The following is a 26811-nucleotide window of genomic DNA, read 5'->3' as shown; positions in this document are numbered from 1 at the left end:
AATCAGGGAAAAGCACTTTAGGCTATCCGATATGATGTTGATGGTTTTTCTCTTGTAGAAGAGAACCTTGCAACCTTTTTTCTACCATCAGGCTCTTGCTTGCAGTTCTCTCCATCCTCTTTCAATTGCTCGTGATGAAACGTCTACTAATCGCCCCACTGGCTTTTCTTACTATGTACTGCACCTCGGCCCCAGAGGAAATGCCTGAACCGGCTATTTGCCCTATTTTCACAGGCGTGACGGGGACGGTACGCTACGGTCAAGGAGATTGTATGCCCCTAATTAATGAGCAAGCGCGCACGTATAGCCCGTACACGGGCGAGTTATACTTCATCCGCAAAGCCGCTCTGGATCAACTCGGCAACGGCGACTTTGAGCAACTTCGGGCTGCCAGCCTTCACTATCCGTTGCGTGATGGCCGCTTGTCCGCAGATGTGCCCGCTGGTACGTATGTAGTGATGCCCACGGGAGTTTATTTGTACCAGCCCACGAATACCATTACGGTAGTAGCTGGACAAGCCTTGCAGCAGGATTTCAAATTTTGGAAGTGTTTGGTGTATTAAAGCCTAGGCCCTTTACACTAAAGGATCATCTGCAAGCAGATAGCTTGGCTTATTAACTCAAAAGCCCCTCTACATGGAGGGGCTTTTTTGATTAGTGACGTTCTAAGAAGGTTGGAAGCTAGCTCGTGCCGACTGGTTCTTAGTACAGCTACGCAGGAACAACTGCTTCAGAGTGCCACCAGATACTATGCGGATGGTCTGGTCGCTGTAGTTATCAATAAACTACTGTACTGAAGATTACTTGAGCAACTCGGCGCCTTGCCGCAGTACCTCGCGGGCAATAGCTAGGTTCGTGTCGCGGGAGTTAACTACCAAGTAGATGAACTTTTTGCCATCTTCGGAGAGCTTGATCAGGTGCAACTGGTGGCTGAGAGTCATCAAAATATCTTCAATCTTCTCCCCCGTCAGCTTCAAAGCGGCCATGGCCTTCTGCTTTTGCTTCACAACTTCTGTGTTGTAAGCCGCTGCAGTTTCTGGGTTTAGGCTAGGAGAGTTAGAGTGCGAGGCTAGGGCCATGCCAGATTGTGCATCCACCACGGCTACAGCCATAAGGCCAGGTAGGGCGCTGATAATTTCTTGAACGGATTGGCCTGCAGGGGTGGAAGTAGAGTATGCCATGAGGAAGGAAGGAAAGGAAGAAAGATGGAAAAAGAGCTGTTGAGTACGAGGCAGTAGTGCTAGGCTTAGCAAAACTTGCTTGACTGCCCTCGTTGATGTTACAAGGTTACGGCACCGAAGCAGGCGCTTCCGGTTTTTCTGCTGAACAGCCTCTTTTTTGCTGTGAATAGCCTGCTTTTTTCAGCGAATACTTTCGTTGAAAAAAGAAAAGCCCCCTTTAACAAGGGGCTTTCTGGGGTGTTGCAGGCTATAGGAGCCATTAATCTTCGACCGTGTTGGTATGCTGGACGGGGTACCCTACTTCTTGCAAGGCCAGTTTAATTGTTTGCCAATCTGGGTCGGATCCCGTCGCGGAAGCGACCAGCGCCTCGCCGGGCACTACGCGGTCTACCACCAACTGGTGGCTCGTCAGCAGCGTGCGCACGGCGGCCAAGTCATCAGGTTCGACCATGGTGGGTAGTTGCAAACTGTAGCGAACAAGTTGCGAGAGATGGGCCGTAGGATCAGGGGTAGGAGTCGTCATGGCGAAAGAAGTGAGAAGCAATACGGGTTTACGCAAGAACATAGATTTTCGTCATCCTAGCAAAGAGAATTCTTGCGGATACATTTTCTGCCTCATCTACAGCCTAGGCCCGCTTCTCTAGCACCTACAACGGGCAACCAGCTACTTCTTGGCCATGTTTTCGGCGACAGCTAGCTTGCCGTGACGCTCCTCTTTTACTTTAGCTTCTCTGCTCCCCCCTAGGACGTGCTAGGTTCCTCCAGCTGCCAACCCACCTGGTCGGCCCACAAGGCGGCTGCTTGGTACAAAAGGTGAAAAACGGGCTCTTTTAAATACAAGTAGCCCGCAATACTATTAGGAAAGATGGCGGCAGCGCGGCGCTTCAGCAATCCATATTCTTGGCAAGCAGCAGAATTAGCGCGCAGATAGTCGCGAAATAGCAGCGCATAGCGGGTATTGAACCGGCCAGCTTCCCGCACATGCAGGTGCAGACGCCGCTCACCTACCGGCTCGCGCAGGTAGCACTTGCGCAACTCGGGAGAGTGAACTGGCAAGTCGTGAAAGACATCATAGTCAAAATCAGCTCGCAGGCGAAACCCGGCCTGCGTTAAAGGTTGTGTTAGTTCCAACACATGCTCCAGATCGACGACAGTTAGTTGAACATCAATGACATCCTTAGCCACGAGGCCGGGCACTGCCGTGGAGCCAATATGATCGACGCGTAAAAGGGCTGCTCCTACCAAAGCCTGAAGGCGGCGAGCAGTAGCGGTAAACTCATCGGCCCACTCGGCCTGGTAGGGCAGCAGCACGACGGGCCTGGATGGTTCAAAGGTGAGCACATTCGACATAGGAGCTGGAGTTTGCGTGCTTCGTAGCGGTTGAGCACCTGTTAGGAAAAGCCTGGCAACTGAGTCGTTTGTAAATTAGCAACAGCAGAAACAAATATGAATTACGCAGAAGCCAAGAGTACATGGGAGAACCGAATCCGCCCTGTACTATTTGGCATCTCTATATAACAAAGCCGTCTAACTACCTACCAGCAGTAGCTTGCCCACCAGGATCGGTTACACGCCTATCTTGCGTAGAATGCCAGCAAGTTCCACGAGCACAAAAGGGCCATGAACCGCATCGACCGCCTATTTGGAATTACCACCTTACTGCAAACCAAAAAGTATGTCTTAGCCGAGCAAATTGCCGAGCAATTTGGTATTAGCGTGCGCACGGTCTACCGGGATATTAAGGCTTTGGGCGAGCAGGGCATTCCCCTAGGTTTTGAGCCGCATCGAGGTTACTTTCTCGTGCAAGGCTACTTTCTACCGCCGGTCTCTTTCACCCCACAGGAGGCTGGGGCGTTGGTACTGCTGCAAGCACTAGCCGAAACCTTAGCCGATAAGTCTATTCAAACACATACTGCCACCGCTTTGCAAAAAGTGAAGGCGGTGCTACGCGCACCGGAGAAGGACCAATTGGAGCAGTTCACCCACCGCCTGAAATTGCACGTGCCAGAGTACTCGCCAGGAGAAGGAGATTACCTAGCCACCTTACAGCTGGCCATTGCAGAACGGCGTGTTCTCGCCGTAGACTACTGCACGAAGAAGGGCGAGACGAGCCGGCGCCATGTGGAACCCATCGGTTTGGTATTCTATAACTTTGCCTGGCACCTGATCGGTTGGTGCCATCTGCGGCGGCAGTACCGCGACTTCAAGGTAGCGCGCCTGCAGCATCTCTCGGCCACGACCCTTCCTTTTACGTGCGAGCAACACCTCTCGCTTTCCGACTACATAGCGAGCTTAAACCTACCCTACCCGGTATAATTTTTTTTTACCCTGCACGATGTCGGCTGCCATAGGGTTGACAGTGGGCGTGGAGAGCTTTGGGGTATCGTTCACTTTTAACCTTCTCCCATGAAGTTTGCCTCTGTCCGCCTCATCACCGCCGACCTTCAGCGCCTAGTGCAATTTTACGAGCAAGTCACTGGTGTGCTGGTGACACAATACACGCCTGATTTTGCTGAGCTGCAAACGCCCACGGCCACCTTAGCCATCGGCAGTACGCGCACCCTAGCCTTGTTTGGAGGCGAGCAGGTAGCAACGGCCGCCAACAACCATTCCGCCATCCTTGAATTCAGGGTACAGGATGTAGACGTTGACTACCAACGGCTGGCTGGCGTGCTAGGCGACGCCATCGTGCAAGTGCCAACCACTATGCCTTGGGGCAACCGCTCGCTGCTGCTACGAGACCCAGATGGTAATTTGGTCAACTTCTTTACTCCAGTCACCCCCGAAGCCTTGCGGAAGTTTGAGGGGTAAGCGGTAGAACGCCCACTGATTGCCTTGCAGGATTGTTGGAAGGCTTCGCGCAGGTTAATTCCTCACCGCTGCTACAAGCAAAAGCCCTCCTTTCACAAGGGGGCTTTCTGTTTGTAACTACTTGAAAATAGTGCTCGCGCCCAAGCACCCGTTACCGTTAGCATTGCGCTGGCGCGCAATGCAGTGGCAGCGATGCGCGTGAGTTCTATAGCTTTTGGCTTCAGTCAACTATTTGAATAGCACCTCTGATGAAAATCATGCTGTCAAGGTGTTTAGGCAGCAACAAGACAGGTGTTTGTGAAGACTCCTACCTAGCCTAGGGGTGCGGTAGCCCACGAAGCTAAGATTCAGCAAGTCTAGCTGTGCCAAAAAGATGTACGTACGCATATTTGCCTTCTTACCTGTATTTCAATAAGTTGGTAGTCACATGACGCCGGCCCTGCATGCGTACACCACCTACAGCGGCGCTTCTACACGTTTTTTCTTTCTACGCATGACCACTTCCGAGGTGTTGCAGCGCCTGCTCCAGCTAGAGCGGCTGCGTTCCTTTGGCGACTTTGAGGATATTCACCATGCCTTTGTGAGAGTATGGGGCAAACCAGTAGGCGAGAGCCTCTATACTGATTTCCGTCGAGCCCGCGGCGTGGTAGCCTGGTATTCTCAGCTCGACCACTCCTTCCAAGAGCAGGTGCTGGAGCACGCGGCCTTCCGTTTCTGAAGGGCCCATCGGATGCCCCTAATTAATCAAACAAGATGAGAGCTTGCTGGGTAGCAAGGGGTACACACAGCCTATTCAACAGGACCTAGGTAACTCTCGCTTAGAGGCCTTGCGTAATGCTCCGCCGCGCGACCAATTGGTCGGCTTGGTACCGGGCCATTTGCATCTTACTACGCAGTACCAGCCGCAGAACCGGCTCGTACTTGCTGCTACCTGATACGACAGTATACCCCATATGGACACGTTCCCCGTCCCATTCTACGGCGCCTGGTCCTTCGTCTGAGGGATTTCCAGCTCCATAAGCTTCCTGTAGGACCTTACAAAAGGCGGCAATGTTCTGCGTTCCTTTGAGCGTCACCGTAACAGCGGCCAGCGAATGGTTGTAAAACGTATACTGAACCGTATCTAAGGTAGCTGTGCCTAGCTTCAAGCTGTCGGTGCGGCGAGTATAACAGCTTACCCCTGTGCTTTCGGCCGCACTACAATTTGTGCTAACCAGATTTTCAAATGCCGTATCACTCTGCTCGAAAGGGGCATCCTGCCAGCCATTTTGTTCATCTAATTTGGCCAAAGAGCCTTGTGCGTAGAGTGCGCCGTTCAGTAGAAGCAGGAGCACTAGGGTAAAGAGCGAACGAACAAGAACAAGTAGCATAAAATAAGGAGATAAAAGCGCTTCCACCAAGGCAGCCGCGCGATAAGAGACGCTTCTCCTACAAGCAATTCTGTGCCACTTTTTATAAGCATGTGACCAACAGCTCCAGGAAAGGCCTTTTGTGCTAAGTTTTCCTCGACAGCGTACCCAACAGAGAACTTTGCTACGTGCGCTGAAGCAGATGTTATAGGCGTCCGCAAGAAATATGGCGCTCATCATTTTAGCGTGCTGTATGGCTAGATACACCAAGCTCGAAGCACGGCTACTTTGTTCCAGCAGAAAAAAGGACTTGAAATTGCATAGAGGCGAGTGTTCCTTCTACTTGACTATGCTCATTATGCGTCCGCTAGTAGCCTTCCTAGCACTTCTGTTATATTCTCTTAGCAGCTACGCCCAACTGCCCGCCTCTGCTCTCCCATCTAGGGCTGTGTCCAACGAAGAGGTACATCTACCGCTCACCCCTGACACACACCAAGTGCTCTACAGTGAGCAAATTCTAGTAAAAGGCCAATCTCAGACGGTGCTTAGCGGGCGCGGCAAGCGTTGGCTTTGCACCTATCTCCAACGCCCCAGCCAGGGAAAAACGTCGGAGCAACAAGAGGCGATGAGTAGCCCAGGTGAGCAAGTATATCAACTGCAAGCGCAAGGCCTAGCCATTCCCTATACTCTTCACTACTTGGTTACCCTGCGCACCGACGCAGGGCGTTATCGCTACACCATCAGCAACTTCACGGTAGAGCTCCATCCAGATCCTGATCATCCCAAACCAGCTTTTTTCCCCTTGGAAAAGTATCTGGAAGCTATTTTCATTCCTCGCAGCAACGAAGAGCAGATGGTAGCCCAGTTCCAGCAGCACGTGCAAGCGTGCGCCAACCAGCTAGCAGCTTCCCTCAAACAAGCCATGCGTAGCACCACTACCCTAGGGTCACCTTCAGTAACACTCCAACGCTAATTGCCCTACATACAGGGAGGCTGAACCAACCTAGCTAGTCGTTATCACAAGTGACAGATTGCAAGTAGTGTCTAGGAGATACAACTACTAGTATTATCCACCAGTCAATAGTAGGGGCTCTGCCGAAAAGGTTGTACAATACGGCATGACTGACTCTCCCCTGTGCCTACCGCCTGGAAAAGGTGTCCTGATTATGATTGACTTTACCGGTCAAGTGCCGGTGCAGGTCATCTTTACCTGCACGAGTGCCGCGTCGAAGATCGACCTAGCTACTTACTTCTTTGCCGGCAATAGTACGCAGTTAGCATCCTCTTTTTCTTACCGCAATACTGCCAGTGAGCCGCATTGGCTGCAAGCCATTGTCACTGATCAGCAAGGCGTACAGCTCCCCGCCACGATTCGGTATGCCCTCGTTGACCGTAATGTCATAGACTATGGTCCCGAGGCGCATGGGCCTGTTATACGCTTGTCCGTGCTCCCCTTGACCCAGGTAGCACAGTAACGCGCTGTTAACTACTAAGTGCCCTTGAACTGAATTGCAAGTAGTCGAGGAGTTTAGGTACACAGCTAGTCGTCACTACCTAGGCCTTAGTAGACGGCAACAATCCTTCCTACTCAACCCTAGCTTCTCTTTTGGCCGGGTCGAGAGTGGTGGGCGAATGTGTTTTTAGAAGATATGCCCTTATTTTACAAGCAACTCGGCTGTAACGTTTTAGCAAGCAGATAAGTACTATCGAAGTCGATGCCATGGCGGTATTTGGCTAATACGTCCTGTCTCCTCTGTCCGCATGCGCAAACGGTCCTCCCCTCCCCATTATTCGCTCGATGTAACCGCTCAACTCACCGCTTTCTGGGCCGGGGTGGCGACGCTCGAGCACAAGCACCACGGCTACTTTGCTAGCACGCCTTCCCGGCGGAGTGCGTGGCACGAACCGCAACCCTCTACTTTAGCTGAAAACCTAGTGCTGCAATGCCAGCAGCAACTCATGCGCTTAAGCCTGCACCCGCACCTGCCCGAGGAAATTGCCCGTGATACGCGCGCCTTATTCGAACAGACGTTTGGGAGGTAGAAAGCCTCTGTAGTGTTCCTCCTTGGAGACGGTACTTTCTTAATCGTTCTCATCTTCTTCCGCGTGAAGTTGCCCGACGCTGCTATATGCTAGCACCTCGGCAACGAAGATGCGCGGTCATGCTAATTCGTCTAAAACGCACTGCTGCTTCCCTGATCTGCCTTTCTGAACTCGAACAAGGAGTGCTTATGATAACTACTTTCTCGGGCTGCTCCCTTCTAATCGAAGGTTGTCACTAGCATGCGCATCCCCGCTTGAAGCCGTGTATACCGCTGAGCCAACTATCACCTAGTCACTCCAACAGACGGGCTATGGACAGCTAGCTTTTACGTTTGTCCTGGTACTCGGCACGAATTACCTGATCTGCACTAGCCAAGTACGAGGCAAGGTGCTGTTCCTGCTCTACACGCTTGGAAGTAACTACCACATCGTTACATCCTTCGTCACGTTGAGAGCTAGGGTCTTCCGTCTACTTCATCACTTGGTGAATTTTGCGCTTACGATCAGCTGTTTCCGTCTTGCTGCTCATTCCTCAACTATTACCCGGCACGATAACTGAGCCATGTGTCTGCGAGCGGTAGTTCTATCCTTCTTTATAGCCACAGAATTATCTTTGAGTGTTGTACCCGGGAGCGTATGCCCCTACTGCTGGCATTTGCCTACTGCACGTAGCCTTCACATTCTATTTTCTTCTCTTTTTCTCCATGCCTACAGAATTAATCAACGGGTTCGGCAAAGTCTACCTCACCATCGAATACGATTCTGTTAATCACTGGGTATATAACAACTGGATTGGCTACCAAACCTACGTAGGTATTATCAAAGGGGCTGACGAGTGCCTGTATCCATTGCAGGAGAACAATTGCGCCTACCTACTGAATGATAATCGCCAGGTGCTAGGTCCCTGGAATCATGCCGTGGAGTGGCTCGTCACCCAGTGGGCGCCACGGGCCATGGCTCAGGGTTTAACCCACTTTGCTCAAGTGGTCAGCCCGGAGTCGTTTGCAGCCCAATCTGCCGAGGCCATGTATATCGGCATCAGCGACCGGTTTCAAATGCGCATGTTCGGTAGCATCACCGACGCACAAGCCTGGTTACGCGAGGAACAGAGGCTTACCGCGCAGGCGCAAAGAAAACCATAAGCGTCTTCTAGCTGCGGTGTGTTAGTTGAAGTAACCGAGCTATTGGAGGGAAGAGAAATCGGTGCCTAACAGAGCGCCAATAGTAGGATGTTCGAGTAATGACGCTTCTGCGGGCCAAGTCGTTGAATCTAGGTCGCAGTAGAGCATGAACTTACCGAAGAAGAAGTTCAACGCAATCCTATCGATTTTCAACTCGCCCAGCGAGACTGGTCCGCTACGGTTGCAGCTGAGCGGCGTAATAGTTAGCTAATGTGTGGTTTATCCTCCAACTCTAGTAGCAGAAGAACCAAGGCGAAGTTCGACCTTAACCTAGCCTGCAGCGACAGGTTGCCTTCTACTCAGCTCCTGTATATCGCAGCTTGAGGCGTTCGGCAGCCGTACCGCGCTCTAGCATAACTGGAACCCACCAGTGGTACTTTACGCGCTTCTTCACCGCTATTGGCTATGTACTATATCAGCGTCTGCAGCGTGAGGAGAAGAATGTTGACACCTTGTTCTTCCAAAGTCTTTCACGCAGCAAGCTACCGCTGATGGCAAAACGAACCAAGACTTATACGCTCTTAATTCGTTTTCATATCACCTTGATATTGAAGAGCATCTGCAAGTTATGCACTTAGTAGAAGCTTATATGTGCTGGATAATACCATGTAGTATTCCGATCAATAACCTACATAAAACCTTCGCGGTGCTCGGCCGTCTGGTACGAAAAACCGCTATGTAAAAAACGTAGCGGCATCCTTTCAGCTAAAAGATAGTTATCGCTACTTCCCGTCGGATGCAGCGTTCCGCAGAGAATTCCACAGTAAGATTTGTACAATATGCTGGCAACTACTTGCCGAGGCTTTTCTTTGTGATCCATACCGATCTTATTCCGCGTCTATGTTTGCTGCATTTGAAGAGTATTTGATGAGCAAGGCCGCTTTTACTTCCGCCGAAATCCAGCAGATCCAGGCCGTGAGTACTCTCTTAAACTTGCCTAAACGCCATTTACTGCTACGAGCGGGAGACGTCTGGACTTATAATGCCTTCGTGACTAGTGGATGCCTCCGTACCTACACTATCGACGCTAAAGGGGCGGAGCACATTATCAACTTTGCCGTGGAAAACTGGTGGACCGGTGACCGCCAGAGCCTGACCTCCGGCCTGCCTTCGGCTTACAACATCGACGCCGTAGAGGACTCAACTGTCTTGTTGATTAAGCGCGAAGACTTTGACCGGCTGCGAAGCGAAATACCGGTACTAAATGAGCTAGTCAACCATATTCTGCATAACAGCTTTCTAGCGTCCCAAAGTCGGATTCACGCGTCTATTAGCTACTCAGCCGAGGAAAAGTACCGCGACTTCCTCCAGAAATACCCCGCTTTCGCCTTGCGCATTCCACAGCATATGGTGGCCTCTTACCTGGGCATGACAACCGAAACCTTGAGCCGCATCCGGCGGAAGGTGTAACCTGGTCAGCTATGAAGTTTGTGATTCTCCGATAGCGCGGCTGCAAAATGGCTGTGTAAAGTGACTGACACCGTTAAAGTTCAGCTTCTGGGCAACCTTAAATGGTGGACTAATTACGGCTACGTGAACGATACCTTTGCTGGGGATTATTCAGTCTTAGTTGTGGATTGAGTAGAGGCTAAGAAGCAGACTTGGTTGGCAAGGTAGGGCAGCAAGGGGGTATCACCTTCCATACCGCAGAGCGAATAAGTATGCAGCACAGGTCCTAGCTACGGCAAGAGCAGGGCCATTGATAGGTATCAAGAAGAGCCCAGTCATGCTAGCGTCTTGTTGTGATTATAAGGCAGCTGGCGCCTAGGAGGTAGTGAGTAAGTAGGGCTTTCCATTTTTTGACAAATGTCAAAGGTGCAGCCAGCGCTGGGCTAGACCTTTGTGTTATCGGGCAACTTCTGTAGCCTGAATCTGTCCGCAACAAAGGTTTCGCTGGCAGGGCCGATAGCTCCTCCTCACTTCCCTTCTTCTCTTATGACTTCTACCATTTTTCACCCGGCCACTACGCGCATCCATGCGAACCTAGGCTGGCTTGATGCCTATCGCAGCTTCAATGCGGGCGGAATCTATGACCCTAACCGCCAGGCGTTCGGGGCACTGCAAATCCTCAATGACGACACCGTAGAAGGGGGTCGCGGCTTTGGCATGCACGCCCACCAAAATATGGAAATTATTACCTTCCCCCTAGCCGGCGCGCTGGCGCACGAAGACTCCTTAGGCCACCAGGCGGTCATTCAGGCGGGAGAAGTGCAGGTGATGAGTGCCGGCTCGGGTATTGCTCACAGCGAAAGGAACAACAGTAATCAGCAGCCCGTGCATTTTCTGCAGATCTGGCTCACTACCGATCAACCCAACGCTGCGCCGCGCTACGATCAACAAGCCTTTTTGGCCGTTCCTAACCACTTTGTTCAAGTGGCGTCGCCTCACGCCCATGAGGCAGGGGTGAGCCTCCGGCAACAAGCCTGGCTGCACCTGGGCACGCTCGACTCCGAGGTTTCTTTGGACTATCAAGTAAAAAAGACGGGTAACGGGGTATACGCCTTCGTGCTACGGGGCGAGGTAGCTATCGACGGCCAACTCCTAGGCCCCTACGACGGGCTAGGTATCTGGAATACCGAAGTGCTGCACTTAAAAGCCAGCAGCCCCGCGGAAGTATTGCTGCTAGATGTTCCTATGAAGGCTTAGATGATTGGCTATCTAGGCCTGGTTTGCGCGGCTAATCTTGATCTGTACGTAGCTGGTAATGTAGCAGTAGTGGAGCTACCGCTGAGCATCACGCACCAGAGGCACCTAGCATTGACGGGTACTATACTCGCTACTGGCAAGGAGATGCATGCCCCTTGCTGTGACGCCTTTCGGTGAGGTTACCTCCTTCCACTGCTACACCGCCGCCACGATTAATATACGCCCAATTAGGTGCGTTAGGGAATCTGGCGGATTCACTTCAACATTAATACACTGATTCTAAATAGAATGGAGAGGTATATTCTGCCAGTGAAGAAGTTAGCATACAGTTGATTTCCTGGCAACTGAGTGCCAACGGACCGCACTACCAGTCGCGCCTGGTTCACCTTTGAACTGGCAGCCGGCCTAGCGCCAAAGGTTAAGCGCTAAGCCGGGTGAGACTGAATGCCTCACTTACTTCGGATAAGGGGAAGAAAGACAGCTTCCTGCACTGCATGCTGCGTGTTCGCGCGTCAGAGCTGAGGTTCACCCACCAGACTAAGCAACAATTAAGTGAGCAATGACCTAGGTGCTTTTATCTACCTGACACCTGATTGTCAGCTTGCTTTTTTGACAAATATCAATGGAGCTAGGGGAGCAGGGTGACACCTTTGTACCGTTAGCTGAAGCTAGCCAAAAGGCTGCTGCTGCTCTCCTACAGCCGGCAAAAATTGCCGCACTGACTCACAACTTCACACTGTTTTTTCGTTTCTTATTATGAGCAACAACTTGAAACTAGCTGGTAAAGTGGCCCTCATTACGGGCGGTACCACAGGCATTGGGCTGGGCGCTGCCCAGCGCTTCGTCGGCGAGGGTGCCTACGTCTTTATTACGGGTCGCCGGCAAGCCGAGCTAGACGCGGCCGTGCAACAGCTCGGCGCCAACGCCCAAGGCATCCGCAGCGACGTGACCAGTCAAGCCGACCTTGACCAGCTGTTTGCCACCATCCAGGCAGAGAAAGGCCAGCTAGATATCCTGTTCACCAACGCGGGGGGCGGCGAGTTTAGCGCCCTAGGCGGCATCACGGAAGCGCACTTTGACAACACCTTCAACCTGAACGTGAAAGCCACACTCTTCACGGTGCAGAAAGCCCTACCCCTGTTGCGCGATGGCGCCTCCATTATCCTGATGTCATCCACGGCCGGCTCGCAGGGTGGGGCCAACTTTAGCGTGTATAGCGCCTCGAAGGCCGCCGTACGCTCATTTGCCCGCACCTGGACGGCCGACCTGAAGGACCGTAAAATCCGGGTGAATGCCATCAGTCCCGGCCCCATCGACACCCCGGGCCTCAGCGGCCTCGCCGCCGACGTCACTCAGGCTGAGCAAATCAAAAACTACTTGGCCAGCACCGTGCCGCTGGGTCGCTTGGGTACCCCCGATGAAATCGGCAAGGCCCTCGTGTTCCTGGCTTCCGATGATAGCAGCTTCGTGACGGGCACTGAGCTGTTTGTAGACGGGGGAGCTGCGCAGGTGTAGCTGCTTTTGTTTTTGACTGCTTAGTCATTCCGGAAGCTAGGGCCCGCCACTTAGTAGCCCCCGCATACGAAAAGTACCAAAAGGCGAATCGTTAGTACTAACGGGAGGTAGAAGTCGCCTGGTCGTTTTGTTTCCTCGATAGGACAAAACAATCGTTGTGCAAAGCCATTTCTAATGCCGGCTTGACGCTAGCAGCAGCTTGAAAAACAGAAGAGTCCGTCGGCGCTTTTCCTTGTAGGCACCGTCCGTTCTGAAAACTGGGATGTGTTAGTGAAAACGTGAACACTAACGTGGGAGGCTGCGCGCAGCAACTTTCCAGGCCGCTTACGACAACAGAAGAGACCCAGCCGTTTGACTAGCTGGCCGTGAGCAGCCCCTTTCGCTACCTAAACTCATGGGACTGAGAAAGTAGGCCACAATGGCCTGCCGAAACGGGATACGCTAACGGGGTGGCAAAAGCTGCTGGGAAAGCGTGACAGCCAGCTTTTGCTCTTGACACGAGAACAGTTCCGAAAGTAATCATAGGACTATTCCATCAATTGCGCTCTGGTAGGAAACTACAAGAAAATTGCTCACCGACGAAAGCTAGGTAGGTTGACTAAGCTGCAATTCCGAATCTTTGGTTAAATTTGTAGTCGTGACTACAAATTTAACCATTTCGCTTATGACCACTCAACTCGGATTCGTTTCGCTCCAAGTCAGCAACCTGGACGCTTCCCGCCAATTTTACACGGAAGTGCTGGGCTTCGAGCCTCTCGCCACCGGACAACCCGACGCTTGCGTCTTTGCTACGCAGTCGGGGGCCGTGTTTGCTATCCGCAAGCCGTTGGTGGATTTGCAGGCTGCTGACCGACTAGGCTGGGGAGTAGGCTTGTGGTTCAATGTGACGCACTTAGATGAGTTTTTGCACCGCATTCACGGCCAGGCCACACTAGTGCGGGGCATTCAGGCCACTCCGTTTGGCAACACGGCGGTGATAGCCGACCCAGACGGGTACACGCTCACCTTGCTAGAAGTACCAGCGCAATGAGTACACCGCGCTATTGGGTAGTGGTCGCCGCGCGACCACGCCCTTTCCGGGGTGCAGCAGGGCATAGTGCAGGCCAACCACGGCAAGGCAGCTCCGTTGCGCCGAATGCAGCCCGGCGACGGGATAGTCGTGTACGCGCCTAAGCTCGTCTATGGGGAGCCCACGCTTTGTCAGCGCTTTGTGGCCCTAGGTGTGGTGACCGATGAACCAATCTATCAAGCCACCGTAGGGGAAGACTTTCACCCCTTCCGGCGAAAAGCTAGGTACGAAGCCGTCATCGAAACTTCCATTCAGCCGCTGCTCGCCTCACTCGGCTTTATTACCAACAAAGCGCAATGGGGGTACCCGTTTCGCTTCGGTTGCGTAGAGATTTCGCAGTCGAACTTCGACCTAATTCGCCGGCATATGCTAACGCCGGCTCATGATGACTGAACCAATTTTTACGTACTCGCAGCCGGAGGAGAACAACGGCTATTTGCTGTGGCAGGTGAGTATGCGCTGGCAGCTACAAATGAATCAGCGCTTGCGAGTTGTTGGCCTTACGCTCACCCAGTTTTCGTTGCTGGCCGGCCTGTACTGGCTCAGCCGGCAAGGGGAAGTCGTCACGCAACAACGACTGGCTGATTATGCCCACGTCGATAGAATGATGACGTCTAAAGTGTTGCAGACCTTGGAGAAAAAAGGGCTGTTGGAAAGAGGTACCAACGCGCAGGATGGCCGCGCTAAGCAGCTCCACTTGTTGCCCGCCGGTGAAACGCTGTTGCGCCACGCTTACACGCTGGTGCAGGAGGTAGATACCACCTTTTTCGGCCCTGTTCAGGCGGAGGCGACGGTTTTTAACCGCCTCATGCAGCAACTGGCTGAATAACTTCTTCACGGTTGCGCAACCGATGCTCAGCACTTAATCTCGACGTTTTGCGCCTACCATACCAATTTCTGCGAAGTGCTACGAAGCGTCCTTAAATCGGGTACAAGAGTTCGGCCGCACGCAGTCAGGTACTTTCGCTTAGCTAACGACTGAACGTGCCATACACCTAGGTCGAAATAACCTGGTTGACCTCCGCGTGCTATGCCACGGGCGGCGGGCTGCGCTTTTTCCTAGCTAGGTCAGAAGGTTTGGTTGCGCTGGCTGGGCATTCTGCCGGCTACCACCAACTAGGCTGCCCGCCCCTACCCTTTGGCTCAGCCGGAAGCTAGGCCAGTTGTTCTTACTAAACAGCACTTGTACCTCGTGGCGTGAAGTCAGTGTGGCTGTATCTGCGGCATGGTGGTCAACAGCTAGTATCACGAACAGGCTTGTTGATATCTATTTACCCAAGAAGGTTGCACCAGTCTTCCTGGGCATTAAGCCTGAAGAGCGTCCTGGCTAGCTAGATGCTCTTTCAAGACGTTCTTCAGGGTTGCGTAACCTTACTAGGGTGCTGGATACCAGTTGCGCAGCCGCACGTCAATGTTCTTATTGGCTGCGTTCACGCTTTTCTTGAAGCTCTCCACGTCGCTCAGTCCGTTCTGGCCCCGGTAGTGGTAGGGGTACACGATGCGTGGCTTGAAGGCAACTACGGCCTGCGCGGCTTGTTGCACGTCCATGGTATAGGGTATGTTCATGCACACGAACGCTACATCGATGCCTTTGAGGGCGCGCATTTCGGCAATGTCTTCCGTGTCACCGGATAGGTACACGTTTTTGCCCCCTAGCTTCAGCACATAGCCATTCCCCCGGCCTTTGGGGTGCCGCGCGTCGGCAGTTTCGGGCAGGTTGTACATGGGAATGGCCGATATGCTCATCCCAAGCGTGTCGAGCCGCTGACCGTTATGCAGAATGCGTACGTGCGCGTGGTATTCGGCCGGCAACTTCTCCGCCACGGCTGGCGGCACCACTAGCAGGGCCTTGCCTACAGAAAGGCCCGCTAGCGTGTTCGGATCTAGGTGGTCGCCATGAATATCAGTGATCAGAATCACATCCGGCGCGGCTAGCCCGGCATAGGCCTGTGCCCCGCCGTAAGGATCTACGTAAATGGTCTTGCTGTTCCAGGTAAATACCACGCTTCCGTGCGTGATGGGTTGCACCGTGAGCGGACCTGTTTGGGTCGTAATCTGATCGGCGGCTACGCGTGAGGTAGTCCCCGTGGTGGCGGTTTGCGCGGGCGCTTGAACAGCCAATGTAGCCAGCGCGGCCGTGAGAAGAAGGATAAATTTCATGCGGTTTCTGCTTGTTAAATGGAAGGTGTGATCAAAGTTTCTCAGGAGCATAACTCTTTAGGAGTATGAAACGCAAAAGCCGCGGCCAAGTGGCTGCGGCTTTTGTAAGATGGTAGGTAGCAAGCCTAGGCCAACTGCTGCTATCAAAAGTAAATCTACAGCGATGAATTAGCTAGTACGACAAGGTGGCTAGTAGGACCATGCTGAACACAAGGTACACCTACCTGTAGAACTAGCGGCTTAGTAGCCTGGATTCTGGTACATGCCCGTTGGGTTCAGTTTGACTTCGTTGAACGAAATGGGATAGTAATAATCCTTGGCGCCAAAATTTGAGAGCTGAGCGGCACTAAAATCAGCCTGGCTCTTAGTGCGGAAGTAGGCAACGAGTTCCTTGGGCGTGAAGAAGCGCAGCAAGTCAAACCAGCGCTGGTTTATCAAAGGCTAGCTCTACGCGCCGCTCATGCAGGATGGCGAGCTTGAGCGTGGGATATTTGGCGCTGGACGCCGCGTAGAGCGGCAACCTAGCCCGGTCGCGTACTTGGTCGAGGAAACCGGTTGCGGCGGCTACATTACCTAAATATTACTGAAGGTCAGTAGCTTGCAGCAACCTAGCTGGTAGCGTGCTAGGTGGTGGTTAGCGGCTGCCAAGGACCGACTCCACCATTATCTAACAGTTGCACTAGGGTTGCCATGCTATTATGTTTGGCCTAGGTGGTGCTGAGTGAGCTGAATATTCCGGCGGACTAACGTAGGTTGCCGGCCATACATTCTGACGCCCTGCTGGCGCATTGCCCCTGATGCTCATGGAATACTCACCTCAGCGCCTGTTCTCTTACCTATTGGGCTTGCTGCTCCTGTGCACCCACTCTGGATTCGGCCAAGCTTTGCCTGCTTCCCCTAGCTATGCCCGCATCGACTCCATCATTGTGGCCAAGGCGTTTCCGTTGCTAGCGCTCTTTGAAGCTCAACCCGCCCTGCGACAAGCGCTGCAAGAGTCAACCGGCCTACAAACGCTCGCCCGCCGCCAAGCCCAGCGCAGCTACGGAACGTTGCGCAAACAGCCGGTGCTCGTGGCGCGTTTTGTCGATTCGCTGGTGTGGCAGCCGCAAGAAATTCGCGCGGCGGGGCAACAGTTGCAGCAGCTTTACGCCACAAATACTGGCTTCCGGGCGGCGGTTGCCCCGCTGCTGACGCGCACCGGCCGCTACCCGCTGTATGCCTCCCGCCCTGATACGGCAGCATTGCGGCTCGCCTGGCAGGATGCAGCCCAAGGCCTGAACCGCATCTTGCGGGTGTACCTAGCTAATGCGAAGCCGCGCTACCCGGTTATCGATTCCAGCAGCTTCGCCCGTCGGGATGCTGGCTTGGCCCAGCAGGTTCGGCAGCAGCTCCGGCCACTCACCGCTACCGCGCGGCGGCGTCCAGCTACCTTTTACACCTTGCCGCTGCAAGCCGCATTAGCAGCTCTGCGCCTGAACGGTCGGGACGAAGCGGCGCGCTACGAACCCCTCACCGCTGGCCCCAACGCCGGCCCCCAGGCCGCGGTGGCTCGCACGGAGTGGGCGCGCTACGCCTACAGCGTCATTCTGGTGCCGGGCAGTGGCCCTAGCAAGCTCGGCGTGGCGCTCGACTCGATGGGCGCGTACCGTTGTCGACTCGCCGCCGAACGCTACCGTGCCGGGCAGGCACCCTTCGTGGTGGTATCGGGCGGGTACGTGCATCCGAACAAGACGCCTTACTGCGAAGCGGTGGAGATGAAGAAATACATGGTTGAAACCCTAGGCTTGCCGGATGCAGCCGTGCTCATCGACCCACATGCCCGCCACACCACTACCAACCTGCGCAACACGGTGCGCATGCTGTATGCCTTCGGCTTCCCGACCGATAAACCCCTGCTGACAGTGACCGATATCAGCCAAAGCCGCGGCATCCTCAATATGGCGGCGCGCTGTCAGCGGGAGCTAGGATACGTGCCCTACGGCAACCCGCAGCGGGTATCTGAAACCGAAAACGCGTGTCAGCCCGTGCCGGAGGCTCGCCAACCCGACCCGTTTGATCCGTTGGATCCCTAGAAAACGGAATACGCCTACCCCATTTGACTCGCTTCTCCCCTTACCTGAGCACGTCAAGTGGCAAGCCCGTTGTCAAACTTACGCGCTATCCTTCTGGGCTTAGCACAACCTAGCCTAGCCCTACTGCTTTTCGCTACTTCTTGCCTTCCATGAACCGTCTTCTCCTCCTTCTACTCGGTGTTTTCCTCTTCAGAACGGGACAGGCTCAGCAGCGTCCTGTAGATAGCATCATTCGTACGTTGCGCGACCCAAGCTGCAAGCAGGTGTTAGTGGCGCACCGGGGTGACTGGCGCAATGCTCCGAAAAACTCCTTGCTAGCCATTGAGAAGGGCGTGGATTTGGTAGAAATCGACCTCAAGAAGTCGAAAGCGCAAGAAAAAGCTGCATCTATGAGTGCCTCGCTTTTGTGTCTATCCGACAGGATATTTACTCGCTTATGCTCAGAGAGCTAATTAGTTAATATCTCACGCAACGCAAATAACTGATGCATTGGAGGCAACCAATATGCCTTAGCAAGCAGTTCCCTCCCACCTTGTTCGTGGCTATGTTGAAAGATAAAAGCCCCAGCTGTCGAGCAGCTGGGGCTTTTAATATACCGTTTACTGCTTGGTCGTTATTAGAACTTGATCGTTCTTTTAGAAACTATTTGGTTATTAATGGTTACTGTGGCAATGTACAGGCCCGCTTTTAGGTGGGCACCGTCGATAGCAACGGAGTGAGTACCCTTCTGGTAGATTCGCTGTCCGACGATCGTCTGCACTTTCTGGCCCGTTTCCGTGAAGAGCTCCACGCTCACGGGTGAAGCCTGTTCTACGTCAAACGAAATATTGAACTTATCGCTGAAGGGTACTGGGTACAGCGTCAGGTTGGTGTCGGCCTTCAGTTGAGCACCCGCCCGCACGCCTAGGGTAATACCGAAGTCTGCCAGCTTCAGGAAGTCAGCCATTAGGGGCGTTAGGGCCGTGTTGTCGAGCAAGCCACGACCAACCAGCTGTTGCGCGTGGGTGCCCGTGTTATCATCGGCACCAACCCAAATGTCCTGCGGCGTGTGATTGCCGGCGGTGCCTGACTGCGTCGTGCCGTTGCCGTTAGTGAGGGGGTTAGACCCATAAGACACAACTATGCGCTTGCCGGTAGGAGAAGCGGGGGTTGGATAGTCTTTGCCCTGAAAACTGGTCATTACATATTCGGGAAACCAGCCGTTGGCTCCACCATCACCCCGCACCAGATTGGTGGGTGTCGCGTACCCGGCTTCGGCCACTACCGACTTGGTAATCTGGCCCGCGTAGGTGCGGATTTTGGTGCCGTTGCCGCTTGCGTTGGCTTCGTCGTGCAAGCCCGTTACGGCAAAGCCGCCACATTCGTGGTCAGAAGTTGAGAGCAGCAGCGTGCGGCCGTTGGCAGGAGTAGCTACTAAGGCGCGCCCTTCGGCCACGGCGTAATCGAAGGCCAACACTTCTTTAATCATGTAGTCAGAGCCGTATACGTTAGAGGTGCGCGGCGATGCGGGCGTAGCCGCTACACCCGCGTCGCCGGTACCCACGTAGGTTGGCCGGTCAGCATCCACCACAAACTGGTTAGCAGCACCAGTGCCGGCTACTACCGAAATGCCGCCCGTGTTGGAATGCTCCAAGTGGTCAATGCGGCCGGCTTCCACCATGAGAAAAAAGCCTTTGCCATTGCTTTTTGCCTGCAATACCTGAATGGCCATTTTCGTCATTTCAGCTAGTGAGGGTTCCCAGGCGGCGCTGGTCTGGCGGTCTTGCTCATAACTAGCGTGCGAGGCATTGAACAGGCCGAGCAGCTTTTTGCCCCCAGGGCCAAACTGCGACAGATCTAGGTTGTTGAGCGCATCGCGGCTGTTGACGTACTTATAGTTGCGCTGCTGCACGGCATAATCCACTAAGTCGACGTTGTCGGCGCGGGTGCCACTGAGCGTAACCGCCGTGCCACCGTTCGTAATAGGATTGCCCGCAGCATCTACCACTGCTTTGTAAGGGCTAGCGGCAGTGCGGGGCAAGAAGTGGCGCGCCCCGCCCCCCAGCACCACATCTAGCTCCACGCCAACTTTCGGAGTGGGTAGTTGCCAGTCGCGAGCGGCATTGTAGTGGTAGCTAGCCGTTGGGCTAGCGTTGAAGATGGCTTCGTACTGGCTCTGTGTCGAAGCAATGTATTGCGCGGCAATGTAGTCTTCTAAGTCGCGGAACCAGATGTGGCTAGCAAAAGCGGCAGGCGTGGCGTGCGTAATGCGGGCAGTCGACACTATCCCTACCGCGTATCCTTGTTTTTTAGCGGCTTCCAGAATCGTTTCGATGGCCTGCCCATTAGCAGGGTTCAGGGCAATCACCTCGTTGTCTTGCTTGCCGTTTTTGCCGCAGGCGTATACCGAAGCACCGGGCGCCGAGTCCGTAATCCAGGAGTTCAGCGAGTGAGTCGTCACCGTAGCGTTGTACTTGAGCTTGTCGAGGGCGAGCACCTGAAAGCCTGGATCGGAGGTGAAGCGCTTGCCATCTTTACCTTGCCCCATAGCCATGCGGGTCGCTGTTTTGGGAGCTAGGCCAAAGCCGTCACCAATATAGAGAATGACGTTGTTGGCCGTAGAAGACTGCGCAATAGCCGGAGAGCACCCAGCAAAGAACAGTAATCCATTGACGAGTAAAGGTTTGATTTTCATGCGGTTTGGTAGTGTAGTGAGGGGTAATATTTACCTACCAAAGTTGACTGGCTACTATAACTAGAGCATTATGAAGCAGTTACGCATTTGTTAACGATTGGCATTATACAGTCTATTTTGTTAACAAAAACATGACAACTGGCGAGGAAGCTAGGTGCCTACCTTTGCGCAAACGAGTGTAAAGCCTGTTCGTACGCTGCATGATAACACCATTACGTCAACCACTTCGGGTCTTGTGGATAGGACTGCTGCTACTGGTGGGGAGCTTTTCGCTGCACGCCCAAACCTATTATCCCGTAGCAGGAAACGAACAGCCGGTAGCCCTGCTCCAGCGTAAGAAGGACACGTATTTGGTAACACAGCAGAGTGTTTTCCGGCTGGAGCACAAGCAGTTTGTTCGCAAGTATCAAAGCGCTGCACCCATTCAGTGTGCCGTGAACACCGACACGGTGCTCTGGCTCGGCACTCGGCAGGGGGCCATTCGCCTGAATACGCGGCAGTTTAGCGCCCACGCGCAACACTTGCCCACAACTGAGGCCGAACCAAACATCACCACGCTCTTCCAAGATGCCACGGGTGCCGTGTGGTTGGGCGCTGCTGGTGAGGGGATGTTTCGCTATGCACAGGGTGACCTGCAACGGGAGCTTAGTATTCCGTCGGTAAACACTGGCCTTACCACGGCAGATAGCTCTGTATGGATCGGAACAAATATTGGTCTATACCGCTGGCATCGGCACCAATGGACGCGCTACAACGAAGAAGGCGTAGCGAATCACGAAATTCCCGATAACATTGTAGAGAAGCTCTTACGCGACAACGGCGGAACCATGTGGGTGCTCATGTCGGCTGGTATCAGCGTGTTTTCCGGGGATGCTCAACGAACTGCTGACACGGAGCACCTACTCACTGTCACGTTCATCGGCCAACCTGGTAATGAGGTCTATAGCGTGGCGTACCTAAACGGCGTAGGACACGTATTTGCCACCGCCATGGGCCTGCTGCTACTGCCCGCTGAATCTAGTAGCCGGCTTGAAAAGGTTGAATCTGCCACAGACCAGATAATACCAAAGCAGTTACTGGTGCCACTTTCGTTGCCCGCTAGTACTGCTGCGAAGACCCATGGTCCACGTTTGACGCAGGTAGATGAGCAACAACGGGTCTGGATGACGCAAGCAGGCCAAGTGTCGGTCTGGACGGCTAAAGCCTTTCGGCGCATGGCATTACATTCGCCAACAACCACTTCACCTACCGTTGGTCAATAACACGCCGCTTACGCGCACCAGGTAGGCTAGACTACCTGCACTAAGCTGTGACGAAGGCAGTCCTAATTGTAGCGCTGCTGGATAGCTTCCTAAGCGCCATCGGATCAACCTAGGAACGCCAATTCTTCTGGGGAAAGCGAAATGGCCGCCGCCTGGATGTTTTCTTGTAGATGCTGCAAAGAGGTAGTGCCTGGAATCGGAAATATCCATTCGGACTGATGCAGCAGCCAGGCTAGGTTCAGTTGGGCCACCGTGATGCCTTTCGCGGCAGCAACTCCCTGTAGTTTCTGCTGGGCGGTGGGCAAGGACGTTTGCAGCGAGAAAAAAGGAATAAAAACAATACGATGTTGCTCGCAGACAGGCAGCAACTCGCCACCCTGAAAGCCATACGAGCTGCTTGGGTCGGTAACCCGCTGCGCATAGCTGTACAAGTTTTCGACGCTCGCCACGGGCCCTAGGGCGCGCGCAACCTGAAACTGCGCAAGGGTCGCATTACTTAGCCCGAGATGCAGAATCTTGCCTTCCTGCTGCATTTCCAACAGGGTCGTAAAGGCAGCTTCGTAACTACCCGGACTATCCGCCGCTTTGCCAAAATGAACCAGCGGCAATTGCTCCAGCCGCAACTCCTTGAGGTTGTTCTCGACACTGCGCCGCACTTCGGCCGGCTGCGCGTAGGGCTGCCAGCTCTTGTCGGCGCCGCGGGTTCCGCCCACCTTAGTCGCCAAGATGAGGTCGGCCGAGTACGGATAAAGCGCTTCCGCCAGCAATCGGTTCGTGACCCCCGGCCCATAAAAATCAGCGGTATCAAAGAAGTTAACACCTAGGTCAACGGCTTGGCGCAAGAGGGCCAGTGCCTCTGCCCGGTCGCGGGGCTCGCCCCAGAAGTCTTCCCCCGTCAGGCGCATGGTACCATACCCAGGGGTACGCGCCAGCAAGGGGCTAGCTGTATCTGCCCCAATCGTGACTACTCTGTTCATTATTACGAATTACTTAGTGGCTGGAAATCGGCGACGAGCCGTGCGCTTTGCGATAAGCAGAAGGGGTAAATCCCGTGAAGCGCTTGAAGAACTTCGTGAAATTGGATACATCATAATCTAGGCGGTGAGCAATATCTCCGATAGATAAATCACTGTTAGTCAATAGATTTTTAGTTACTCGTACTATTTTTTGTTGGTAGAATTGGCAGGCGTGCTGGCCGCTGGCTAGCTTGATCACCTGACTTAAATGACCAGGGTGCAGGCAGAGCGCCGCTGCGAAGTCCTGTAGTTCATGCATTTTTTCGACCCGCCCAGCCAACAAATCATCCAGATGTTGCTCCAGCACCTGCTCAAACCGGGTAAGTATTTCTGCTTGGCGGGACAGGTAATCCAGTGGAAGAGGAAGCATGCTGCTTTGCTGTAGTACGATAGCAAAGGTCGACCATTGGATTCCGGCAAAATGGTGAAGAGTCAAGTTTTTGCCGGAAGCTCTGGCTAGGATAATGCCGGGTGAGCAAACCTTCCTGAGCACTGCACATGCGGTCTTACGCCGTTGCTTCAGGCCCCCTCTAGGCTAACGGCTCCAATACGGCTAGGCCATAGGCTTCTGTTTGAAGACGCGCTAGTTCAATCAGGTACCCATTGTGGAACAGACCTCGAATCAAGGATTCCGCTTACTTCAGGGGGTGTTGAGCTAACAGGGAAAGCCGCCGACTCAGCCTTACATTGGTTTCGCAGGCGGCTATCTCGCGTAAGCAAGCCTCTGTCGAATGGGACGGTCGGCGGATGGGCTAGCGCCCCTGCACGTCGGGGTAGAGACTCGGCACCGGGTCACTTTGCACAAACTCCTTGGTGCGCACATTCAGCATGCTCACGCAACCTCGGTAGCCGGCGCCTTGATCCACGTTCCAGACGTTGTGGGTGGCGCATGGCACTTTCTTGTAATTCCAGGTGGAGGTGTGACCAATGAAGCATTCCCGGTACCCCTTGGCCACTTGGTTGCCCTCCCACAAGTCACGGTCCCAAATCAAATCGTACGGGTCCTGCTCGGCAATGGGCCGGCGGGAATCATAGCCGCCGTGTACGTAGAGGTTGCCGGCTTCATCCTCAAAGTAAGGGAGCTGTTCGCCGAAGAACTGGCGAAAGTGGCGGGTGCGCTCGGCTGGTGGCAGCTGCTCATACGCCTCGTAGGTGGCCTGGCCCCCTTGCGTGTACCATTGCTGGTTCACCTGGGGCGGGGGCACTTGCGTGCTGAGCCATTCGGCGGCCCACCAATCATGGTTGCCTTGTAGCCAGATGCTGTTGGATAGGCTTAGTAAGCGTTCCACGCAGGCTGGGGTCTCGGGCCAGCCATCGGCCACATCCCCAAGTTGGATGAGGCGGTCAATACCGGGGCGGAAGGGGCTGCGCGCCAGCACTTGTTCGAGCGCGCGAGCTGCGCCGTGCAGGTCGCCGATAACGTACGTTTCCATGAGCAAAGGCAGAAGCGAAAGCGGTGGGAACAGAAGCAGCAAGAAACAAAACTAAGTAACAACTACTTCGTTCGGCGTGAGATAGGCGCGCTGGAGGCGACGAGAAGGCGAGCCAGGAGTTCTTACCCAGCGCCGCAGGTACTAGCTAACGCAGGCCTAGGCTGAAGCGGGTAAAGTTTACGCTACCTTTTGGTATCCACCTACTTTTGAAAGCGGGTCCGTGGCAAGACTCTCTCAAAGACGGGGCAAGTAGACTTGCACGTCGAACAGCTCCGTTGTGCTAGCTTTGCCGCGTAGCGCTTGTCCGCCTAGAGCCGTAAACTGGAATTCTGGCTGTTCACCTAGCTGTTGGCGCAATGCAGCCGAAATCAGAAAACGGCTACCTAGGCTATTGCACTGGGCCTGAATGCGCGCCGTGGTGTTGAGCACGTCGCCGTGGTAAACTACCTCCCGATGTAACGTGCCCACCAGCACGGTCGTGACCATGCCGCCGTGCGCTCCGGCCTTGAATGAGGGCACCACTCCGTACGCGTCTTGGTACGCCTGGTGCCGCTCAGTAATAGTCCGCTGCATCTCAAAAAAGCAATGTAGGCAGTTCGCATACTGCCGCCCCGTTGCGGCGGGCCAGGTGACCACCACTTCATCGCCCACGTACTGGTACACCTCCCCACGGGCGGCCGCAATGGCCGGGCTCACGTCACGAAAAAAGTCGCATACGAGGCGGCTGTAGCGGTCATTCCCGAGGGCCTCGGCTAGGTGCGTCGAGTCCTTCAGATCGACGAAGAGAAAAATGCGCTCTTCGGTTTCTGGCTGCTGATAACGGCCTCGTAGCAGCTCTTGCAAGCGACGGCGGCTCATACCTTGCAGTAATTGCCTCAGCAGGGTAGTAACCAATACTGCTAGGGCATAGACAATGGGCACCAGCAACACCCGCCGCAACGGTTCGGCGGTGGCGTTAGCCGGCTCCGTCCAGAGTTGTGGCAGTCCTAAGCGGTGCGCAATCAGGCGAAAGCCGCCGTAGAGCAGCAGCAGTACGAAGCCATGCCCCACGCCTTGGAGCGCCGTGGCCAAACGCAAGGACATGCGTTGCACTAGCGCGGGAAACACAAGTACCTCGAGCACGCCCAGCGCCCAGCCGATCGGTAGTCCTACAAGGGCGAGTGGCAACAGGGCGCGCGTCGGTACCCACAGCAGCAGTGCCAGAGCTAACAGGACCCCTACGAACGCGCCCCCAATGCTGCCAATGGTTTGCAGCACATGACGGCGAGCGGCCCAGAACCGGGCAGCACGAGCCGCAGAAACCTTACTAGAAGAGGACATGCACGAGGACGATAGCCACTGCGCACTGGCAGCGGTCTGCAGGAAGGGAAGGAAGGTGCTCCTGACATGGAGCAAAAATGTACGTGTCCATTTGATAGTACAAGCTCAAAAACGACGATTTGTGCACCTAGCTAAATCGTGGATTTTTATTATTCGATCCGGATAAATAGCAAGCTTTCAATCGGCTTTGCGCTTAGAATAGATAAGGTTTTGCTTTCGAGATTAAATGCCATAGAATGCCTCGTCCTTGTTAGCGGCTGATACTCCGTTTTGTTCAGTCAACTCGGTTGGCGTTAGGCCGAACGTTTTTTTGAAAGCGAAGGAGAAGTGCGACAGATTTTCAAAACCAACTTCTAAATAGACATCCGAGGGCCGCATTTCCCTCTTTGAAAGGAGATAGTGCGCCTGTTCCAAACGCTTTTGTTGCAACCACTTTTCCGGCGTCGTCTCAAATATTTTTGTAAAATCTCTTTTAAAGGTAGAAAGGCTGCGTCCCGTCAATTTAGCAAATGATACTAATGGTATATTATACTTAAAATTATGGTTCATGTACGTTTCTAAATCTATCTTGTGAGGTTCCTGAAAATCAAATAAGAATTTTCGGTAGATATCACCCGTTTGAAGCAATAGCTCAATTGCTTCATAAGTTTTGAGTTCCGCAATTTTCGCGTTAAGTCTTTTTGGGTTATCGATATAAGGCAATAATGAATCAAAAAATCCTTTCAAGAACAAATTACTGGTTAAGTCAATCATTGCTTCACCCTTGTAAGTACTTTGCTTGGGAACACTATTTTCGGATGCGTATTGATGTAACGTTTTTTGATCAAGAAATAGGCTGATCAACGATGGTGGCTCACCATTTGGCCCAACCTTTTTCAGCTTTTTGAACAACTCGTTCCGGCGCATTAAGCATATTGTACCTTCTTTCATGACGAAAGATCCCTCGTTTGAAAAATAATGCGACTCGCCGGACAGCATTATTCCTAGCGCGTGGTCGGGGAAGTAGTGTTCACTGCTTTGCATTTTTTGATGACCATGTGCGTACAGAAAATTATGTTGCAGAAAGACATTATCCATAG

General features: G+C 53.6%; 30 protein-coding genes. 17 read left to right on the top strand and 13 right to left on the bottom strand.

Annotated elements, in window-relative coordinates; translation table 11 throughout:
* Positions 1 to 134 precede the first annotated feature (134 nt).
* The gene (locus SD425_RS10630; protein WP_324678274.1) at positions 135 to 563 is read left to right on the top strand and encodes a hypothetical protein; all 429 of its coding nucleotides are present in this window, start codon (positions 135 to 137) and stop codon (positions 561 to 563) included.
* Between the two features lie 237 nt (positions 564 to 800).
* On the opposite strand, the gene SD425_RS10625 is transcribed toward SD425_RS10630, so the two are convergent.
* The 3 genes from SD425_RS10625 to SD425_RS10615 all read right to left on the bottom strand — a co-directional run bounded on the left by SD425_RS10625 (position 801) and on the right by SD425_RS10615 (position 2531).
* Positions 801 to 1181, bottom strand: a complete 381-nt coding sequence (locus SD425_RS10625) for a hypothetical protein (protein WP_324678272.1) — start codon at positions 1179 to 1181, stop codon at positions 801 to 803.
* A gap of 259 nt (positions 1182 to 1440) precedes the next feature.
* Complete coding sequence (locus SD425_RS10620; protein WP_324678270.1) at positions 1441 to 1704, bottom strand: hypothetical protein; 264 nt, start codon at positions 1702 to 1704, stop codon at positions 1441 to 1443.
* 218 nt (positions 1705 to 1922) lie between these two features.
* Positions 1923 to 2531, bottom strand: a complete 609-nt coding sequence (locus tag SD425_RS10615; protein WP_324678268.1) for a GrpB family protein — start codon at positions 2529 to 2531, stop codon at positions 1923 to 1925.
* 270 nt (positions 2532 to 2801) lie between these two features.
* Between SD425_RS10615 and SD425_RS10610 the strand changes: the two genes are divergently transcribed.
* From SD425_RS10610 to SD425_RS10600, 3 genes are all read left to right on the top strand, one after another.
* Positions 2802 to 3497 (top strand): YafY family protein, encoded by a 696-nt coding sequence (locus tag SD425_RS10610; RefSeq protein ID WP_324678266.1) that lies wholly within the window; start codon positions 2802 to 2804, stop codon positions 3495 to 3497.
* 90 nt (positions 3498 to 3587) lie between these two features.
* Positions 3588 to 3992: a VOC family protein gene (locus tag SD425_RS10605; protein ID WP_324678264.1), complete on the top strand. Its 405-nt coding sequence runs from the start codon at positions 3588 to 3590 to the stop codon at positions 3990 to 3992.
* 427 nt (positions 3993 to 4419) lie between these two features.
* Complete coding sequence (locus SD425_RS10600; protein WP_324678262.1) at positions 4420 to 4710, top strand: hypothetical protein; 291 nt, start codon at positions 4420 to 4422, stop codon at positions 4708 to 4710.
* Positions 4711 to 4810: 100 nt separating this feature from the next.
* Here the strand turns inward: SD425_RS10600 and SD425_RS10595 are convergent, their stop codons facing one another.
* On the bottom strand, positions 4811 to 5362 hold the full coding sequence (locus SD425_RS10595) for a hypothetical protein (RefSeq protein WP_324678260.1): 552 nt from the start codon (positions 5360 to 5362) through the stop codon (positions 4811 to 4813).
* Between the two features lie 427 nt (positions 5363 to 5789).
* On the opposite strand from SD425_RS10595, the gene SD425_RS10590 reads away from it, so the two are divergent.
* The 10 genes from SD425_RS10590 to SD425_RS10545 all read left to right on the top strand — a co-directional run bounded on the left by SD425_RS10590 (position 5790) and on the right by SD425_RS10545 (position 14624).
* A complete protein-coding gene (locus SD425_RS10590; RefSeq protein WP_324678258.1) occupies positions 5790 to 6314 on the top strand; it encodes a hypothetical protein in 525 nt (174 codons plus the stop codon).
* A gap of 145 nt (positions 6315 to 6459) precedes the next feature.
* Entirely contained in the window at positions 6460 to 6816 is a 357-nt protein-coding gene (locus SD425_RS10585) for a hypothetical protein (protein WP_324678256.1), read from the top strand.
* A gap of 286 nt (positions 6817 to 7102) precedes the next feature.
* The gene (locus SD425_RS10580; RefSeq protein ID WP_324678254.1) at positions 7103 to 7384 is read left to right on the top strand and encodes a hypothetical protein; all 282 of its coding nucleotides are present in this window, start codon (positions 7103 to 7105) and stop codon (positions 7382 to 7384) included.
* A gap of 704 nt (positions 7385 to 8088) precedes the next feature.
* A complete protein-coding gene (locus SD425_RS10575; RefSeq protein WP_324678252.1) occupies positions 8089 to 8526 on the top strand; it encodes a hypothetical protein in 438 nt (145 codons plus the stop codon).
* Between the two features lie 879 nt (positions 8527 to 9405).
* The gene (locus SD425_RS10570) at positions 9406 to 9975 is read left to right on the top strand and encodes a Crp/Fnr family transcriptional regulator (RefSeq protein ID WP_324678250.1); all 570 of its coding nucleotides are present in this window, start codon (positions 9406 to 9408) and stop codon (positions 9973 to 9975) included.
* A gap of 525 nt (positions 9976 to 10500) precedes the next feature.
* On the top strand, positions 10501 to 11211 hold the full coding sequence (locus SD425_RS10565) for a pirin family protein (RefSeq protein ID WP_324678248.1): 711 nt from the start codon (positions 10501 to 10503) through the stop codon (positions 11209 to 11211).
* Between the two features lie 756 nt (positions 11212 to 11967).
* Positions 11968 to 12726: an SDR family NAD(P)-dependent oxidoreductase gene (locus tag SD425_RS10560; protein ID WP_324678246.1), complete on the top strand. Its 759-nt coding sequence runs from the start codon at positions 11968 to 11970 to the stop codon at positions 12724 to 12726.
* A gap of 664 nt (positions 12727 to 13390) precedes the next feature.
* The gene (locus SD425_RS10555) at positions 13391 to 13756 is read left to right on the top strand and encodes a VOC family protein (protein ID WP_324678244.1); all 366 of its coding nucleotides are present in this window, start codon (positions 13391 to 13393) and stop codon (positions 13754 to 13756) included.
* 51 nt (positions 13757 to 13807) lie between these two features.
* Positions 13808 to 14188 carry an EVE domain-containing protein gene (locus SD425_RS10550; protein ID WP_324678242.1) on the top strand — a complete coding sequence of 127 codons (381 nt, stop codon included), beginning with the start codon at positions 13808 to 13810 and terminating at the stop codon, positions 14186 to 14188.
* Complete coding sequence (locus SD425_RS10545; RefSeq protein WP_324678240.1) at positions 14178 to 14624, top strand: MarR family winged helix-turn-helix transcriptional regulator; 447 nt, start codon at positions 14178 to 14180, stop codon at positions 14622 to 14624. The genes SD425_RS10550 and SD425_RS10545 overlap by 11 nt, the downstream gene beginning before the upstream one ends.
* 545 nt (positions 14625 to 15169) lie before the next feature.
* On the opposite strand, the gene SD425_RS10540 is transcribed toward SD425_RS10545, so the two are convergent.
* From SD425_RS10540 to SD425_RS10530, 3 genes are all read right to left on the bottom strand, one after another.
* Positions 15170 to 15955 carry an MBL fold metallo-hydrolase gene (locus SD425_RS10540; protein ID WP_324678238.1) on the bottom strand — a complete coding sequence of 262 codons (786 nt, stop codon included), beginning with the start codon at positions 15953 to 15955 and terminating at the stop codon, positions 15170 to 15172.
* A gap of 240 nt (positions 15956 to 16195) precedes the next feature.
* Positions 16196 to 16393, bottom strand: coding sequence for a RagB/SusD family nutrient uptake outer membrane protein (locus SD425_RS10535; protein ID WP_324678236.1), 198 nt, complete (start codon positions 16391 to 16393; stop codon positions 16196 to 16198).
* Positions 16371 to 16475 (bottom strand): hypothetical protein, encoded by a 105-nt coding sequence (locus tag SD425_RS10530; RefSeq protein ID WP_324678234.1) that lies wholly within the window; start codon positions 16473 to 16475, stop codon positions 16371 to 16373. The genes SD425_RS10535 and SD425_RS10530 overlap by 23 nt, the downstream gene beginning before the upstream one ends.
* 283 nt (positions 16476 to 16758) lie before the next feature.
* Here SD425_RS10530 and SD425_RS10525 point away from each other — a divergent pair, with 283 nt between their 5' ends.
* Both SD425_RS10525 and SD425_RS10520 read left to right on the top strand, forming a co-directional pair.
* Entirely contained in the window at positions 16759 to 18027 is a 1269-nt protein-coding gene (locus SD425_RS10525; protein WP_324678232.1) for a YdcF family protein, read from the top strand.
* 149 nt (positions 18028 to 18176) lie between these two features.
* A complete protein-coding gene (locus SD425_RS10520) occupies positions 18177 to 18479 on the top strand; it encodes a hypothetical protein (RefSeq protein WP_324678230.1) in 303 nt (100 codons plus the stop codon).
* A 164-nt stretch (positions 18480 to 18643) separates the two neighbouring features.
* Here the strand turns inward: SD425_RS10520 and SD425_RS10515 are convergent, their stop codons facing one another.
* Complete coding sequence (locus SD425_RS10515; protein WP_324678228.1) at positions 18644 to 20701, bottom strand: alkaline phosphatase; 2058 nt, start codon at positions 20699 to 20701, stop codon at positions 18644 to 18646.
* Between the two features lie 200 nt (positions 20702 to 20901).
* Here SD425_RS10515 and SD425_RS10510 point away from each other — a divergent pair, with 200 nt between their 5' ends.
* Positions 20902 to 21963, top strand: coding sequence for a hypothetical protein (locus tag SD425_RS10510; protein ID WP_324678226.1), 1062 nt, complete (start codon positions 20902 to 20904; stop codon positions 21961 to 21963).
* A gap of 104 nt (positions 21964 to 22067) precedes the next feature.
* Here the strand turns inward: SD425_RS10510 and SD425_RS10505 are convergent, their stop codons facing one another.
* The 5 genes from SD425_RS10505 to SD425_RS10485 form a co-directional block, all read right to left on the bottom strand.
* The gene (locus SD425_RS10505; protein ID WP_324678225.1) at positions 22068 to 22940 is read right to left on the bottom strand and encodes an aldo/keto reductase; all 873 of its coding nucleotides are present in this window, start codon (positions 22938 to 22940) and stop codon (positions 22068 to 22070) included.
* Between the two features lie 13 nt (positions 22941 to 22953).
* Entirely contained in the window at positions 22954 to 23349 is a 396-nt protein-coding gene (locus SD425_RS10500) for an AraC family transcriptional regulator (protein WP_324678223.1), read from the bottom strand.
* A gap of 382 nt (positions 23350 to 23731) precedes the next feature.
* Positions 23732 to 24412 carry a metallophosphoesterase gene (locus SD425_RS10495; RefSeq protein ID WP_324678221.1) on the bottom strand — a complete coding sequence of 227 codons (681 nt, stop codon included), beginning with the start codon at positions 24410 to 24412 and terminating at the stop codon, positions 23732 to 23734.
* A gap of 234 nt (positions 24413 to 24646) precedes the next feature.
* Complete coding sequence (locus tag SD425_RS10490) at positions 24647 to 25732, bottom strand: adenylate/guanylate cyclase domain-containing protein (RefSeq protein ID WP_324678219.1); 1086 nt, start codon at positions 25730 to 25732, stop codon at positions 24647 to 24649.
* A 222-nt stretch (positions 25733 to 25954) separates the two neighbouring features.
* Positions 25955 to 26809, bottom strand: a complete 855-nt coding sequence (locus SD425_RS10485; RefSeq protein WP_324678217.1) for an AraC family transcriptional regulator — start codon at positions 26807 to 26809, stop codon at positions 25955 to 25957.
* Between the last annotated feature and the right edge of the window lie 2 nt (positions 26810 to 26811).

The organism is Hymenobacter sp. GOD-10R (genome assembly GCF_035609205.1).
Lineage (GTDB): Bacteria > Bacteroidota > Bacteroidia > Cytophagales > Hymenobacteraceae > Hymenobacter.
Note: the sequence above shows the minus strand (reverse complement) of the source record. Positions and strands in the feature narration are given on the sequence as shown.

Bases quoted from the DNA above. Each gene is read 5' to 3' on its own strand.
- SD425_RS10630 (WP_324678274.1), top strand. From the start codon at position 135: ATGAAACGTCTACTAATCGCCCCACTGGCTTTTCTTACTATGTACTGC.
- SD425_RS10575 (WP_324678252.1), top strand. From the start codon at position 8,089: ATGCCTACAGAATTAATCAACGGGTTCGGCAAAGTCTACCTCACCATC.
- SD425_RS10520 (WP_324678230.1), top strand. From the start codon at position 18,177: ATGAACCGTCTTCTCCTCCTTCTACTCGGTGTTTTCCTCTTCAGAACG.
- SD425_RS10495 (WP_324678221.1), bottom strand. From the start codon at position 24,412: ATGGAAACGTACGTTATCGGCGACCTGCACGGCGCAGCTCGCGCGCTC.
- SD425_RS10595 (WP_324678260.1), bottom strand. From the start codon at position 5,362: ATGCTACTTGTTCTTGTTCGTTCGCTCTTTACCCTAGTGCTCCTGCTT.
- SD425_RS10510 (WP_324678226.1), top strand. From the start codon at position 20,902: ATGATAACACCATTACGTCAACCACTTCGGGTCTTGTGGATAGGACTG.
- SD425_RS10485 (WP_324678217.1), bottom strand. From the start codon at position 26,809: ATGGATAATGTCTTTCTGCAACATAATTTTCTGTACGCACATGGTCAT.
- SD425_RS10540 (WP_324678238.1), bottom strand. From the start codon at position 15,955: ATGAAATTTATCCTTCTTCTCACGGCCGCGCTGGCTACATTGGCTGTT.
- SD425_RS10580 (WP_324678254.1), top strand. From the start codon at position 7,103: ATGCGCAAACGGTCCTCCCCTCCCCATTATTCGCTCGATGTAACCGCT.
- SD425_RS10565 (WP_324678248.1), top strand. From the start codon at position 10,501: ATGACTTCTACCATTTTTCACCCGGCCACTACGCGCATCCATGCGAAC.
- SD425_RS10610 (WP_324678266.1), top strand. From the start codon at position 2,802: ATGAACCGCATCGACCGCCTATTTGGAATTACCACCTTACTGCAAACC.
- SD425_RS10560 (WP_324678246.1), top strand. From the start codon at position 11,968: ATGAGCAACAACTTGAAACTAGCTGGTAAAGTGGCCCTCATTACGGGC.
- SD425_RS10600 (WP_324678262.1), top strand. From the start codon at position 4,420: ATGACGCCGGCCCTGCATGCGTACACCACCTACAGCGGCGCTTCTACA.
- SD425_RS10615 (WP_324678268.1), bottom strand. From the start codon at position 2,531: ATGTCGAATGTGCTCACCTTTGAACCATCCAGGCCCGTCGTGCTGCTG.
- SD425_RS10555 (WP_324678244.1), top strand. From the start codon at position 13,391: ATGACCACTCAACTCGGATTCGTTTCGCTCCAAGTCAGCAACCTGGAC.
- SD425_RS10515 (WP_324678228.1), bottom strand. From the start codon at position 20,701: ATGAAAATCAAACCTTTACTCGTCAATGGATTACTGTTCTTTGCTGGG.
- SD425_RS10570 (WP_324678250.1), top strand. From the start codon at position 9,406: ATGTTTGCTGCATTTGAAGAGTATTTGATGAGCAAGGCCGCTTTTACT.
- SD425_RS10545 (WP_324678240.1), top strand. From the start codon at position 14,178: ATGATGACTGAACCAATTTTTACGTACTCGCAGCCGGAGGAGAACAAC.
- SD425_RS10525 (WP_324678232.1), top strand. From the start codon at position 16,759: ATGGAATACTCACCTCAGCGCCTGTTCTCTTACCTATTGGGCTTGCTG.
- SD425_RS10605 (WP_324678264.1), top strand. From the start codon at position 3,588: ATGAAGTTTGCCTCTGTCCGCCTCATCACCGCCGACCTTCAGCGCCTA.
- SD425_RS10625 (WP_324678272.1), bottom strand. From the start codon at position 1,181: ATGGCATACTCTACTTCCACCCCTGCAGGCCAATCCGTTCAAGAAATT.
- SD425_RS10505 (WP_324678225.1), bottom strand. From the start codon at position 22,940: ATGAACAGAGTAGTCACGATTGGGGCAGATACAGCTAGCCCCTTGCTG.
- SD425_RS10490 (WP_324678219.1), bottom strand. From the start codon at position 25,732: ATGTCCTCTTCTAGTAAGGTTTCTGCGGCTCGTGCTGCCCGGTTCTGG.
- SD425_RS10585 (WP_324678256.1), top strand. From the start codon at position 6,460: ATGACTGACTCTCCCCTGTGCCTACCGCCTGGAAAAGGTGTCCTGATT.
- SD425_RS10500 (WP_324678223.1), bottom strand. From the start codon at position 23,349: ATGCTTCCTCTTCCACTGGATTACCTGTCCCGCCAAGCAGAAATACTT.
- SD425_RS10620 (WP_324678270.1), bottom strand. From the start codon at position 1,704: ATGACGACTCCTACCCCTGATCCTACGGCCCATCTCTCGCAACTTGTT.